The following is a 13763-nucleotide window of genomic DNA, read 5'->3' on the forward strand; positions in this document are numbered from 1 at the left end:
GCCAACACAGGGTGCCATAATCGGAAACTGAGACACCGGCTAACTTGTTTCTTTTGGAGTGCTGGCGAATAGCCGACAAACCCAATGCGCCACGACATCGAACCCGCCGCAGCCCCGCATATCGAAGGCTCGCGCTTGATAGTGAAACGAACCGAACTCGGGGGCTGGCTGATGTCTCTGGGCTTCATCGGTGCCTGGCTGGCGGTATGGGCCCTCGGACTGCTGGTCGAGTACACCAGTCACGCCAGTGTCTGGTTTCCAGCTGCGGGCATGACCTTTGCCGGTCTTCTGGTGGTCGGCAGCCGGATTATCCCCCATATCATGTTTTGCGCCGTCATCAGTACTCTCTGGACCAACTATCAGTATCAGCTCAACCTGCCGCCCGGAGAGCTGTTAGTAGCCGGTTTGGTGTTCGGCGTGGCCCATATCACCCCCTACTACCTGGGTACGCGGATATTGCGCTACCTGGCCGATCAGCGCTCTCTGCAGCTTTTTCATCTGATTATCAGCTTTTTGCTGATCGCCGCACTGTCGTCACTGCTGACAGTCTTTTCCGTGCTGCAGGGGTTGATACTGACCGACATGATGCCCGCCGACGATCTGGCGACCACCTGGTTCCCGTTCTGGATCGGCGACATGGCCGGCGTACTGGTCATTGCTCCACTTTTTGTCAGTCTGCTGACCCTGTTCTACCCGACACCGAAATTCTGGGTCGGCAGCCTACACAGTTTTGCCCGCGAACGTGCCTCCGACCGCTTCGGCTGGAAACTGGCGTTGAGTGCAGTCTTACTGCTCGCTACGCTGCTGCTGGCGGCGGCCATCCGCACTCAGGAAGCGGCCTTCGCGATCTTTTTTATGATCATTCCGCAAATGTGGATTACCTATACCGAAAGCCCTGTACGCACCGTGATAAGCGTCGCGATGGGCAGCTTTCTGATCGCTCTGGGGATCAATCTGCTCGGTTTGATGGACTACGTCATGGTGTATCAGTTTGCCATCAACGTCATTGCCGCCAGCGCGTTCTTTGGCCTGTCGGTGCCAACGCTGATTGCGGACAATCAGCAGTTACGTAAAAGGGTGCAGGAGGATGGTCTGACTGGCGCGGCTTCCCGTCAATTTTTACTTAGCCAGTCGATGATCGAACTGCAGCGCTGTGCGCGGGACGAGCAGCCATTTTCGCTGATTGTGCTCGATCTTGACGACTTCAAGGCGGTCAACGACCGTTTCGGTCACGTGATCGGTGACAAGGCCCTCATTGCCGTGTGCGACCGGATACGCAACAACCTGCGCGCGACGGATACACTGGGCCGATACGGCGGCGACGAGTTTGTCATCCTGCTACCGGCAACGGCCCTGCCTGATGCGTTGAAAAAAGCGGAACAGATACGCACCGAGGTACTGCAGATCACGCTTACGCCAGAGCTTAGACTCTCCTGCAGCTTCGGCGTCGCCGAGGCAGACACGGGCGATGCTGTTTAACCGGGCGGACAAGAATCTGTACCTTGCCAAATCGCGCGGCAGAAACCAGGTTGCCTCTGCTTAACCGTCTCGGCTCAGGTGTCGCAGGCGAGAGTGGCAGAGGGCAAGCCGGTTAAAGCGCCGGCTCCACGCGCGGGTCACCCTCCTTGTCGATCTGTGGATAACAGAGGAAGAGGCGATCCGCCGCGACGTCACCCTGCAGCCGGCTCTTGAGCGCTTCGGCCCGGGCATTGGCAAGCCTCTGCAGGCGTGCATTCAGCTCCAGCGCCAGCGCATCCGGCTCCAAAGGCTCCTTGCGCTCGGCATTCTCTTCGTTAAGCGCCTGCGACAGGCGCTGCCGATCCGCCGCGACGCTGATGCCACAGAGGTTCAGCCGCAGCCCGTCACGCTCCTTGAGTAATCCGGTCAGCTTGCCCAGATACCCCTCCACATCACCGGTGGGTGTGTCGGTGCCCGATTCAAACACAACGGGTTCCAGTGTGATGAAGGCGCCTGTCTGGCTGGCCTCAATCGCCGTCTGCGCCAGGGAGATCAGCGCGCCATAAGGCTGCATCGCCTTGAGCAGATAACTCATGACACCCTGCTTGACCCCCTTGCCAGCGATCTTGTTGATAACGCTCTGGTAATCGAACGAGGGATCATCGAGCGAACCGCTGATCGGCACATCGAGATCGATATTGTCATCGCTGTCCTGAAGCACGGCGACGGCGGTGCCCAACGGCATGGACAGCTGCTGCTGGAACTTGCCGATCTGGGCCTGATCCACAGGATTCACCTCTAGCCGGTTAAGACGGATATGGTTCTTGCCGTCGAGCTTATCCTCATCCAGCGTCCCTTCCAGAGCGAGGTTAAGCTGGCCGTTTTTGAGGAAGTAGCCGGTGTATTTGATGCTGTAGGGGCTCAGGCTTGGCAGATCCATACCCTTGAGTTCGGCACTCCAGTCACCGCTGCGGGTCGCGCCGATCAGATTCACCTTGCCCTTGGCCTCAAGTGAGGCAAAACGGTTGACCTTGCCGGACAGCTCAAAGGTGCTCTGCTTGCCGCTGCCGGTATCGATCCCCTTGACGCTTGCCTTGTCGATCGCCACCACCGCGTTGAACTCAGGCTCGGTGGAGCGATCGTTGAAGCGGAACTGGCTCTCGCCATCCACCCGCAGCTCAGCGACACGCACACGGAAATCGGCTGAATCGCTGCCGGACTTATCCGGCGAAGGCGATGCCTGCGCGGCCTTGGATTCGCCACCGAGTGCCTGGAGCTGCTGTTGTAGGGCCCGGATATCCACAGGCGCCATCGACTCATCGAGATTCATCACTGTATCGAGCCCGGTCAGCCCAATACGGTCGATATTAAGCCCCTGCTGGTCCATCGCCAGTCGCTTGAGGTTCACCCCCTTGAGCGCCAACAGTGGCTCCTTCTGAACCGTGCGCGCCAGCCTAATGCCATCGGCCTGCGCGTTGGCAAGCTCAAGCTTAAGCGGCAGTGCCAGCTGAAGCGCACTCAGGTTCAAGGCCTTCACGCTCGCCAGCGGCTTTTTCGCCAGACGGGCATCGGTCGCCCCCAGTTTGATCGTATCGGCCTTCAAATCGAGCGCGCCGGAGTCCAGATCATAGACTGCATCAAGCGCACCGTTCATGCTTGCAAGGGATACCTCCAACGCATCCCCCTGACGCAGATTCAGAGCATCCAGTGTCAACGCGGTGTCAGCCAGCTGCCAACGGCTCATCGCCTTGCCAGTGAGCGCGGTCTTAAGGTCGAGGCTTGCCAGTGTCAGATCCAGGCTGCTGCCCTGCTCCAGCGCCAGATTGCCCAACTTCAGGGAATTCTGTCCCGACAGATCGATGCCGGCATCGGCAAACAGGAGGCGAGTGTTGCCGCGCCAATCCGCGCCGTCGAGCTTGACGCTTAGCGGCTGAGCCGATGTCTGGGTGAAATCCACGGCACCGCTTCCGAGCGTCCCGTCGAGCGCCAGCGTCATCGGTGCCTTGGCAGGCAGATCCAGCGCCACTGCCCCCTGCCAGTTCAACCCTCCCAGTTTCAGCGCGAGTGGCTGCTCACCACCCTGAGCTAGATCGAGGGCACCGCTGTTCAAACCGCCATCGAGTTTTACCTGCAGCGGCGCCTCCAGCGGCATCTTTAACTGCAGCTCACCCTGCCAGCCCAGTCGCGTGAGTGCCAGATTCATGGCTGTCTGGTCCAGTTTAAGGCCCTCTGGCAGGGTCAACTGACCTTTGACTTCGACCGAATCGGGGCGCAGCGCCTCCAGGCCGATACTGGCATCGCCCTGCCAGTCGATACGGTTCGTCGCAACACTCTGTGCCTCGTCACGCCAGGATAATCCGTCCACAGTGATGGAGCCCTTGGGCAGCAGGCTGATGCGCTCGCCATCAAGCTGCGCGCTCAGACTGAGGTCGGTGCTGATCGTGGCATCCAGCTGGGGCACAAGTTCGCCGAGTATCGGCTTGAGCGGCAACTGCTCGATACGCAGTTGAAGCTCGCCATGCTTCTGTTGTGGCAGGGGAACCGATGTTGAGTCGAGCGAGAACGGCGCACCGTTGATGCGGCCATTGAAGCTCAGTGAGGTTTCGACATCCGGTTGCCAGAGGTAAATCGACCCAAGCCAGAGATTATCCAGCTCCAGACGCTGCTCCTGCTGTTCGAGAGACAGCCGCCAGTCAATTGCGTTGAGTTGCAGGTTGTCGAGGCCAAAGCTCCAGGGGCTTGGCGCCGCGTCATCCGTATCAGGGGACGGTTGCTCATCCGCTGAGGTCGATAGCTCGGTGAGATTGAGAGGCCCAAGCCACTGCTGCCCCTCGCGTATCGCCAGCCCCGTGCGCAGCCCCTGCAGATCGAGGTTGAGAATGCGGATCTGTTTCTGCATCAGGGAGGGGTAATCGAGATCGACAAGCAGGCTGTCCAACTGAAACGGGTACTCGCCCGCTCGCTCGGCGCGCAACCCCTTTACCCGCACCCGCCCGGTAAACCAGTTGATGTCGAGCGCATCAAAACGGGCATTGTCGACACCCTGCTGGTACAACCAGATCACCACCTGATCGCGGACGATATACGGCAGCGTTACCAACATCAGTGCCATCAGTATCAGCACACCCGCGATCCAGCTCATCCATCTTGTCACTGCGCGTTCTCCCCTTCCTTTCGAGCGCGGACTATCACCACGAAATATCCCTCAGTTTAGTTCCTAAGTCGACGCTTTAAGCCCCGCCATAGGTCGTTAGGCTGCTACTCAGAACAGGGCTGCTCTGGTAAAATCCCGCCCCGTTCTATGCTGTTTATTAAAAAACTCAATCATAACAACAGCATGTAAATTTCTTCTTAACTTGTCCTCTAATCAAGGGTGAAAATTCGATGGCTCACAACGAAAACTTCCGCGACGGTAGCGGTTTTGGCTGGATCCTGATCAACCTGGTTGCAATGGCCTGGGTTACCATGCCGGTATCTCTGGTACTGACTCAGGTCGTCCAGTGGTAAAAACGCTTCACGTTTGCCAAGCTGAGCGCTATGAAAACTCTCAGAATCGGTGAACTCGCCAAGCGTTCGGGCCTCAGCGTTGAAACCTTAAGGTACTACGAGCGTAGAGGCCTGATCCCCTCCCCCGAACGCCTCCCCTCCGGCTACCGCACCTATCCGGAACAAACCCTCAACCGGCTCATCTTTATCCGACGCAGCAAAGAGCTGGGTTTTTCTCTGGACGAAATTGTCGAGCTTCTGGAACTCGAGGTCGCAGGCGACGTTAGCGCTTCAGACGTAAAGTCGCGGGTGGATAACAAGATTGAAATGGTGGAGCGCAAGATCGCGGATCTCAAGCGCCTGCAACATTCTCTACAGACACTCTCCGGACTCTGTTGTGGAGAGGGCAGCCTGTCGGACTGCCCTATTCTGGAATACCTGCATCAGCCGGAATCGTCCGACGACTGATACTCCGGTCTGGATCAGTGGGTATCGTGCAGAGTTTCGACGCCGTCAGGCGTACCCATCAGCACCACGTCTGCCGCGCGCAGTGCAAATAGTCCGTTGGTAACCACACCGACAATATTGTTGATCTGCTGCTCGAGTCCCTTGGGATCAAGAATCTCCATATCGTGTACATCCAGGATCACGTTGCCGTTATCGGTGACGAAGCCTTCACGGTACACCGGCATACCGCCAAGCTTGGTCAGCTCACGCGCAACATAGGAGCGCGCCATCGGAATAACCTCCACCGGCAGCGGAAACTCGCCCAGCAGATCCACCTTCTTGCTGCTGTCGACGATGCAAACAAACTCCTTGGCCACCGCCGCGACGATCTTTTCACGTGTCAGCGCACCGCCACCGCCTTTGACCAGATGCAGGTGCTTGTCGAACTCGTCGGCGCCATCGACGTAGACCGCCATCTCGCTAACACTGTTGAGATCGACCACGTCGATGCCGTGCCCGCGTAGGCGTTCGGCAGTGGCCTCGGAACTTGCCACCGCCGCGGCGAACAGGTGCTTCACGCCAGCCAACGCATCGATAAAGCAGTTGGCTGTGGAGCCTGTGCCGACACCGACAACGGTATCGTCATTCAACAAGGGGCGGATTCTCTCGACGGCCGCTTCTGCTACGGCCTGTTTCATCTCGTCCTGGGTCATCGCCTGTCCTGATCTGGTATAAGTCACGGTTGGTGAGATTATACGCAACACAGCGCTGCCCTTATAGACGCTACGAGGTCTAGCCGATACCATCTGTTTCTTTAATTCTCTTACGATCCGCCATCACCAGACCCCGAAGGGCCCTATGCAGCGTTACATCAAGAAAATCCTCGAAGCCCGTGTCTACGACATCGCCGTTGAAACGCCGATGGATGAAGCACGCGGCTTGTCCGAACGCCTGGGTAATCGCGTTCTCCTCAAGCGAGAAGATGAACAACCGGTGTTCTCATTCAAGATTCGCGGCGCTTACAACAAGATGTCGCAGCTGAGTGACGAGGAGAAAGCGCGTGGGGTGATTACCGCCTCGGCAGGCAACCACGCCCAGGGCGTGGCGGCATCTGCACGGCACCTCGGGATCAAGGCGACGATCGTCATGCCCAAAACCACGCCCGATGTAAAAGTGTCCAACGTACGCCGCCTGGGCGGCCGCGCCGTGCTGCATGGCGACACCTTCGACGAGGCACGTGCGCACTCTGAGAAGCTGATGGCGGAAAAGGGGCTGGTTTATGTCCACCCCTACGACGACCCCGATGTCATCGCAGGCCAGGGCACCATCGCCATGGAGATCCTGCGTCAGGAAAGCGGCCACATCGACGCCATCTTCGTGCCGGTCGGCGGTGGCGGGCTGATTGCGGGCATCGCCTCCTACGTCAAATACCTGCGCCCGGAAACCAAGGTGATCGGCGTTGAATCCAACGAATCTGCCTGCCTTGCGCTGGCGATGCAGAAAGGGTTCCGCGATACCCTGGATCAGGTGGGTATCTTCGCCGACGGCGTTGCGGTCGCCCAGATCGGAGAACACACCTGGGAGGTGGCCAAGGACTATGTGGATGAGGTGATCACCGTATCCACCGACGAGATCTGCGCCGCGATCAAGGATATCTTCGACGATACCCGTTCGGTCTGCGAACCGGCGGGCGCCTTGGGTGTGGCCGGCATGAAGAAGTATGTCGCCCGCGAACAGGTTGAAGGCAAAACCCTGATCGCCATCGATTCCGGCGCCAACGTCAATTTCGACCGCCTGCGCCATATCGCCGAACGTTCGGAACTCGGTGAGCAGCGCGAGGCAATCATTGCCGCCCGTATCCCTGAGCGCCCCGGCAGCTTCAAAAAGTTCTGTGCAGCACTTGGCAAGCGCAACATCACCGAGTTCAACTACCGCTACTCCAACGACCAACAAGCGATAGTGTTCGCCGGAGTTCAGATTCTGCCCAACAACGGCGGTCGCGAAGAGTTGATGGCGGAGATGCGTGAGCATATCGAGGATGTGGTCGATCTCACCGACAATGAAACCGCCAAGCTTCATGTACGCTACATGGTCGGCGGACATGCCCCGGCCAGCGTCGACAACGAAGTGGTCTACCGCTTCGAGTTCCCGGAGCGTCCCGGCGCATTGATGAAGTTCCTGAACAAGCTCGGCGGTCGCTGGAACATCTCCATGTTCCACTACCGCAACCACGGCGCGGCCTATGGCCGCGTACTCGTCGGCTTGCAAGTCCCGGCTGCGGAGCACGATCAGGTCGGCCAATTCCTCGAAGAGATCGGTTACACCTATTTCGAGGAAACCGACAATACGGCGTACAAACTCTTCCTCGGCTGAGCCTTCGCGGCACAAACCGGTACAAAAAAAGGCAGCACTCAGTGCTGCCTTTTTTATCTGTTCGAATGCCTCTGAGCGGCGCACCCGTTCAGGGTGTTTCCGGGGAATAGTCGAAATCGTTACGCGTAAACGCCTGATAGGTGAAGACCGCCAGCGATAGAATGCCCCAGCTCAGTCCCAGCACCACGCCCACATCGATAATACCGCGCCAGGGCTGATCGAGCTGACGCACGAGCAACACCAACACGACGATCCCGGCTGTCAGGCAGAAACTGACGATCTGACGACGACGCTTGGCATGAAAAAAGCCCATGCAGAACACCGGCGCCAGAATTACACGCATCGGGGTTACATTGTTGGACAGATAACGGATGCGGGCAGCCACACGCGGCGAGAAGTTCTGCTGAAAGCCGCGATAACCTTCGGCAAAGCCCATAAAAATGATGCTGAAGATCAGCGCCGCCCAGTGGTACCAGCTGAATCCCTGAACGGGTAGGTCCATCGCCATCGGGCCAAGCCTGTAGATGGCGCTGCCGAACAGCATACAGATACCGACAAAGCCCCAAATTGCGGCAACAGCACCCAGCATGAATGAATCCCCCAACGGCTAGAACATGAAGCGGATCACATTATACCGCTGCCACCCGGAATCGGGTATCCGACCTCCGAACTAAAGTATTCATCGGATACGAAATCCGCCGTCAAGTTCAAAAAAAACCGCCGCACCTTTCGGAGCAGCGGCCCAAACACATGTCGTTCGGCCGGCGGGACTCCCTTCCCGCCTAGCCGGATCTCCCGTTAGGATCAGTAACCCCTGAGGTGATCGATATACTCCGGCAGGAACAGCGAAATCTGCGGTATATAGGTGATCAGTATCAGGAAGAACAGCAGCAGTCCGAGCCATGGCAGACACGCCTTGATAACCCAGACCATGTCGCGCCCGGTAATACCGGCGGTGACGAAGAGGTTCAAACCGACCGGCGGTGTCAGCATGCCGATCTCCATGTTCACCACCATGATGATGCCCAGGTGGATCGGATCGATGCCCAACTGAGTCGCGATCGGGAACAGAATCGGCGCCATAATCAGCAGGATCGCAGAGGGCTCCATGAAGTTACCGGCGATCAGCAACAGGATGTTCACCACAATCAGGAAGCCCCAGGCCGGCAGTCCCCAGTGCACGATCACTTCAGCAATCTGATGCGGAATACGCTCGGTGGTCAGCACATGGGCGAAGAGCATGGCGTTGGCAATGATGAACAGCAGCATCATCGATACCTTGGCCGCATCCACCAGCACCTTGCGCACCTCCGGGTGCCAGATAGACTGCGGCATCGCCAGCAGCATCTGCGCGCCGTTGCGGACGACAGCACCCGGCAGCGACTCACGCTCGCGACGCCAGGGCACGCCTTTCATCGGACCGATATCGCGATAGCCGACAACCGCAACCAGGAAGGCGTAGATCGCAGCGACCGAAGCGGCCTCGGTGGGTGAGGCAACACCGCCATAGATAGAACCTAGCACGATGATGATCAGCATCAGACCGCCGAGCGCAATCAGGCCCGAACGCGCCAGCTGGGCAAAGCCCGGGAAGGGCTGCGCAGGCAGTTTCATCACACGCGCTGCTATGTAGATCGCAATCATCAGCAGCAGGCCCATCATGATGCCGGGAATAAAGCCCGCCATGAACATGCGTGATGCCGATACTTCAGTCGCTGCGGAGTACACCAGCATGACGATGGACGGCGGAATCAGAATGCCCAGCGTACCGGCGTTGGCGATAACGCCGGCACCGAACGCCTCGGGATAGCCTGAACGGACCATACCGGCGATCACGATGGAGCCTATCGCCGCGACCGTTGCCGGGGAGGAACCGGACACCGCCGCGAACAGCATGCACGCCATCACCGACGCCATCGCCAGACCACCACGCACGTGGCCAATTGCGTCGACTGCAAAGTTGATCAAGCGCTTGGCTACACCGCCGGTGGACAGAAACGCCGACGACAGGATGAAGAATGGAATCGCCAGCAGGGTGTAGTGAGAGGTGGTCGCCTCAAACAGTTTCAGCGCAATCGACGCCAGAGAGTCGTTGGAGAACAGCAGTATGGTGGTCACACTGGAGAGGCCCAGCGCGATGGCGATCGGCATCCCCATCAGCATGCAGGCAAACAGCATGATAAACAGCATCGCTGTGGTCATGAGCGAGCCTCCTTCTCTTGCGCTTCTTTCAGTTCACGGGCGATCGCCATGCTCTCCTCTGCCTCATCGGCAAAGTGGAATCCTTCAGCCTCACCCTTGAGCACCTTCCAGCCCAACTGCACAAAGCGGATCACCAGCAATCCGAAACCGATCAGCAGGATCGTGCTGGACACCCATTTAGGCATGGGGATGTCTTCCATCTCGATGCCGATCATCTTCATCTTGGAGATGTACTCCCAGGAACCGAACAGAAACAGGCCGCAGTAGATGATGCACAGCACCACCGCGAACAGCGTTACCGCCCGGTGCAGCTTTGCAGGCAGCAGGCGAACGAACACATCGACCCCGATGTGTGCACCCACTTTCACACCGTAGGACGCACCGAAGAGCACGAACCATCCTGCCATCAGCAGCGTGGCCTCCTGCGCCCAGTGAATCCCGGCATTGAAACCGAAGCGGGCAACCACTTCAGCGAACACGAGAAAGGTCATGCCAACCAGCAGGAGCGACAGGATCGCCTCCTCCAACTGGGAGACCAGATTACGTATTGCCATGATGAAACCTCTATCCGACTTGAGCGTGCGTCAGACGCACAGGGGAGACCCCGGCCTTTCCTGTACATCCACTGTATTCACGCCAGTCACGGGTGGGGCCCCACGCTGTTGCCCACTAAACAGCGGCTCGCGCGGGGCGTAACATCCTGTAGATGAAGGGGGCGTGTCAGACGCCCCCTGGATAAGAGCCGGTCCGCGATTACTCGGCGTTGGCCTTGAGGGCTTCGTTGATCAGATCCTGACCGATATCACCGGAGAACTTCTTCCATACCGGCTTCATCGCTTCAACCCACAGCTGACGCTCTTCTTCGGTGATCTGAATCACTTCGGTACGGCCGGAGTCGATGATCTTCTGACGGTCTTCGGCAGCCAGTTTGGAGGCTTCTTCGTTGCCGTAAGCGATCGCTTCATCCAGTGCTTTCTTCACTTCAGCGCGCAGATCGTCATCCAGGCTATTCCAGAACTCGGCAGAGGTTACGACCATGTAGTCGAGTACGCCGTGATCGGTTTCAGTGATGTAGGACTGAACTTCGTGGAATTTCTTCGAGTAGATGTTGGTCCAGGGGTTCTCGGAGCCGTCAATCGCCTTGGTCTGCATCAGCGTGAAGACTTCGGAGAACGGCTTCTTCAGCGGCACACCGCCGACAGCTTCAAACTGAGCGGCCAGAACGTCGGAGGTCTGAATGCGGAACTTTTTACCATCTGCATCGGCCGGTACACGCAGCGGTTCGTTAGCAGAGAGCTGCTTCATGCCGTTATGCAGGTAACCCAGACCCACATAGCCTTTCTTGCGCAGGGAGTTGAGCAGCTCCTGACCAGTCGGGCTCTGCTGGAAACGGTCGACAGCCCCCATGTTGTTGAACAGGAACGGCAGGTCGAAGATCTGCAGGGCCGGGGTGTATTTCTGGAACTTGGACAGGGAGGGAGCGGCCATCTGGACATCGCCCAGCAGCATCGCTTCCAGCACCTTGTCGTCACCGAACAGCTGGGAGTTCGGGAACACGGATACGGTTACCTTGTCACCGAGGCGCTGCTCGACCAGCTCCTTGAAGCGGGTCGCCATCTTGCCTTTCGGGGTGTTCTCGGCAACCACGTGGGAAAACTTGATTTCGATAGGGGCGGCGGTTACGGCCTGAGCGCCGAAAGTCAGGGCGACGGTGGCGAGTGCTGCGGTCAATAGACGCATGGGACTTCTCCTGTGTTGCTTTATTAACGTTATCGTAGGATCTATCGGTTGTTGCTTCGGGCCTGTTGCCGACCCGTTGGTAGCCTAGATAAGCAGGATCAATACCAACTCAACAAAAACTCGCCTAAAAAACTTCAAACCTAATGAAAATCAATTAATTAAAATTAAACAATGTGATGATTAGAATTCATCACTCCCCTTTAGTGATCCCAAATAGGCGGATTTCCACACATTTACAACGTGTAAATGAGCGGATTCTCGCCACCCGACACAAAATCAAATCGAGATTAGTGTTGTAGATTTGCACCAGATCATCATTTAATCAGTTGATTCAGCATTAGAATTTGCGCACCATGCGAAAAGATCAGAATAATAGCCGTCAAGTAACGGAACAGGTGCGCAGTGAATAAGAGCCTATCCATCCAGACTAAAGTCAATTTCTCCCTTGTTGTCGTTTTCCTGGTTGTGTTCGTCAGTTCACTGACCGCGATCTACCGAAGCCAGACCTCTCTCAGCCGCGATGTCGCCGAGTTCACGACCGTGGCGACCGCCGACTCCTATTTCGATAGCATCAATATTCTGATGATCAGCGGTGCGATGCAGAATCGCGGCACGCTGCAGAAAAAGATCCTCAGCAATGAATCGCTGACCGAAGCGCGCGTTATCCGTGGCGAGGCGGTAAGCAACATGTACGGCCCGGGAGCCAAGGACGCCGTCATCATGGATGACCTGGACCGCCGTGCGATGGAAGGTGAGCATGTCGTCGAAGAGTTCAATGACGATGACGGCCACCGCCTCACCGTGATTACGCCAATGAAGGCGATGAGCGAATATAAGGGCACCAACTGCCTACTCTGCCACCCGGTCGAAGAGGGTACCGTTCTCGGTGCCGTGCGCGTCACCTATGATTTCGCCAAGATCGACGCCGACATTCTGGTCAACCTGCGCAATATCGCGTTGGTTGAATTGGCACTGTTCGTTGGCGGTGTGTTACTCATCGGTCTGATCATGCGCCGCATCGTCATCAAGCCGATCAACGCCCTATCCGACACCATGCATCAAATCGAACGCAACTCGGATCTGAGCCGTCGCATCGAGATCACCTCCAACGACGAGATGGGCAAGATGTCCACCGCTTTCAACTCGATGCTGGGCAACTTCCAGAGCAGTATTCAGCATGTCAGCGACACGGTGTTAAAGCTTTCCACATCGAGCACGCAGATCAACGCCATAGCCAGTCGTGCCATCGATGCGGCACGCAGCCAGCAGATGCAGACAAGTTCGGTGGCAGCTGCCATGGAGCAGATGGAAGCCGCGACCAACAGCGTCGAGGCCAGTGCTGAAAGTACTGTGTCCGCATCAGATCTCGCATTGCAAGAGAGCACGGAAGGTACCAACGTCACCCAGCAGGCGATCGTTGCCATCGAATCGCTCAAGCACAGTATCGAACGTGCGACCGATGTCATCACCCGTCTGGACTCCCAAAGCCAGAATGTCGGCACCGTACTTGAAGTGATTCAGAAGGTGGCCGAACAGACCAATCTGCTGGCGCTGAACGCTGCCATCGAGGCTGCCCGCGCCGGTGAACAGGGCCGCGGCTTTGCCGTGGTCGCCGATGAGGTCCGTACCCTGGCAAGCCGCACCCATAACTCCACCGAAGAGATCAACAAGATCATCAGTGATCTGCAGATCGATGCCAAGGACGCTGTGGATGTGATGCGCACTGCGCTGGATGATGCCGGCAAGGGTTTCGAACAGGTGCAACGTACCGCTCATGCACTGAACAACATCACCGAAGAGGTTCGCGTCATCAATGACATGAACCATCAGGTGGCCAACGCCGTACGTGAGCAGACCCAGATGGCCGCGAGCGTGGAGCAGAGCATCAGCGAGATCAACGCCAGCGCAGAGAACACATCAACACGTGCTCAGGAGCTCTCAAGCGTGTCTGAACACCTGACCGACCTGTCCAAACAGCTGGAGCAGATGGTCAGTCGTTTCAAGCTCTGATTGGCAATGGGTGGTTATCCGCCCATTCTGTAAACAGTAAAAAAAGC

General features: G+C 57.5%; 11 protein-coding genes. 5 read left to right on the top strand and 6 right to left on the bottom strand.

Translation table 11 applies throughout. From position 1 onward, the window contains the following. The first annotated feature begins 84 nt into the window (after positions 1–84). Positions 85–1479 carry a sensor domain-containing diguanylate cyclase gene (locus ADIMK_RS11480; RefSeq protein ID WP_051692879.1) on the top strand — a complete coding sequence of 465 codons (1395 nt, stop codon included), beginning with the start codon at positions 85–87 and terminating at the stop codon, positions 1477–1479. Between the two features lie 112 nt (positions 1480–1591). Here the strand turns inward: ADIMK_RS11480 and ADIMK_RS11485 are convergent, their stop codons facing one another. Then, positions 1592–4612, bottom strand: coding sequence for a DUF748 domain-containing protein (locus tag ADIMK_RS11485; protein WP_156042897.1), 3021 nt, complete (start codon positions 4610–4612; stop codon positions 1592–1594). Between the two features lie 230 nt (positions 4613–4842). Here ADIMK_RS11485 and ADIMK_RS22310 point away from each other — a divergent pair, with 230 nt between their 5' ends. After that, on the top strand, positions 4843–4965 hold the full coding sequence (locus ADIMK_RS22310; protein ID WP_255344278.1) for a hypothetical protein: 123 nt from the start codon (positions 4843–4845) through the stop codon (positions 4963–4965). A gap of 30 nt (positions 4966–4995) precedes the next feature. Beyond that, positions 4996–5412 (top strand): heavy metal-responsive transcriptional regulator, encoded by a 417-nt coding sequence (locus ADIMK_RS11490; protein WP_036188052.1) that lies wholly within the window; start codon positions 4996–4998, stop codon positions 5410–5412. Positions 5413–5426: 14 nt separating this feature from the next. On the opposite strand, the gene rpiA is transcribed toward ADIMK_RS11490, so the two are convergent. Continuing rightward, positions 5427–6104 (bottom strand): ribose-5-phosphate isomerase RpiA, encoded by a 678-nt coding sequence (rpiA, locus tag ADIMK_RS11495; RefSeq protein WP_036188055.1) that lies wholly within the window; start codon positions 6102–6104, stop codon positions 5427–5429. 115 nt (positions 6105–6219) lie between these two features. Here rpiA and ilvA point away from each other — a divergent pair, with 115 nt between their 5' ends. Beyond that, a complete protein-coding gene (gene ilvA / locus ADIMK_RS11500) occupies positions 6220–7764 on the top strand; it encodes a threonine ammonia-lyase, biosynthetic (RefSeq protein WP_255344281.1) in 1545 nt (514 codons plus the stop codon). Positions 7765–7852: 88 nt separating this feature from the next. On the opposite strand, the gene ADIMK_RS11505 is transcribed toward ilvA, so the two are convergent. The 4 genes from ADIMK_RS11505 to ADIMK_RS11520 form a co-directional block, all read right to left on the bottom strand. Then, positions 7853–8353 carry a hypothetical protein gene (locus ADIMK_RS11505; RefSeq protein WP_036188061.1) on the bottom strand — a complete coding sequence of 167 codons (501 nt, stop codon included), beginning with the start codon at positions 8351–8353 and terminating at the stop codon, positions 7853–7855. Positions 8354–8568: 215 nt separating this feature from the next. Beyond that, the gene (locus ADIMK_RS11510) at positions 8569–9966 is read right to left on the bottom strand and encodes a TRAP transporter large permease (protein ID WP_036188065.1); all 1398 of its coding nucleotides are present in this window, start codon (positions 9964–9966) and stop codon (positions 8569–8571) included. Beyond that, positions 9963–10520, bottom strand: coding sequence for a TRAP transporter small permease (locus tag ADIMK_RS11515; RefSeq protein ID WP_036188068.1), 558 nt, complete (start codon positions 10518–10520; stop codon positions 9963–9965). Before ADIMK_RS11515 ends, ADIMK_RS11510 begins: the two co-directional genes overlap by 4 nt. Positions 10521–10719: 199 nt before the next feature. Next, on the bottom strand, positions 10720–11706 hold the full coding sequence (locus ADIMK_RS11520; RefSeq protein WP_036188071.1) for a TRAP transporter substrate-binding protein: 987 nt from the start codon (positions 11704–11706) through the stop codon (positions 10720–10722). 402 nt (positions 11707–12108) lie between these two features. On the opposite strand from ADIMK_RS11520, the gene ADIMK_RS11525 reads away from it, so the two are divergent. After that, positions 12109–13716: a methyl-accepting chemotaxis protein gene (locus tag ADIMK_RS11525; RefSeq protein ID WP_036188075.1), complete on the top strand. Its 1608-nt coding sequence runs from the start codon at positions 12109–12111 to the stop codon at positions 13714–13716. The last annotated feature ends 47 nt before the right edge of the window (positions 13717–13763 follow it).

Source organism: Marinobacterium lacunae, from assembly GCF_000705555.1.
Classification (GTDB): domain Bacteria; phylum Pseudomonadota; class Gammaproteobacteria; order Pseudomonadales; family Balneatricaceae; genus Marinobacterium_D; species Marinobacterium_D lacunae.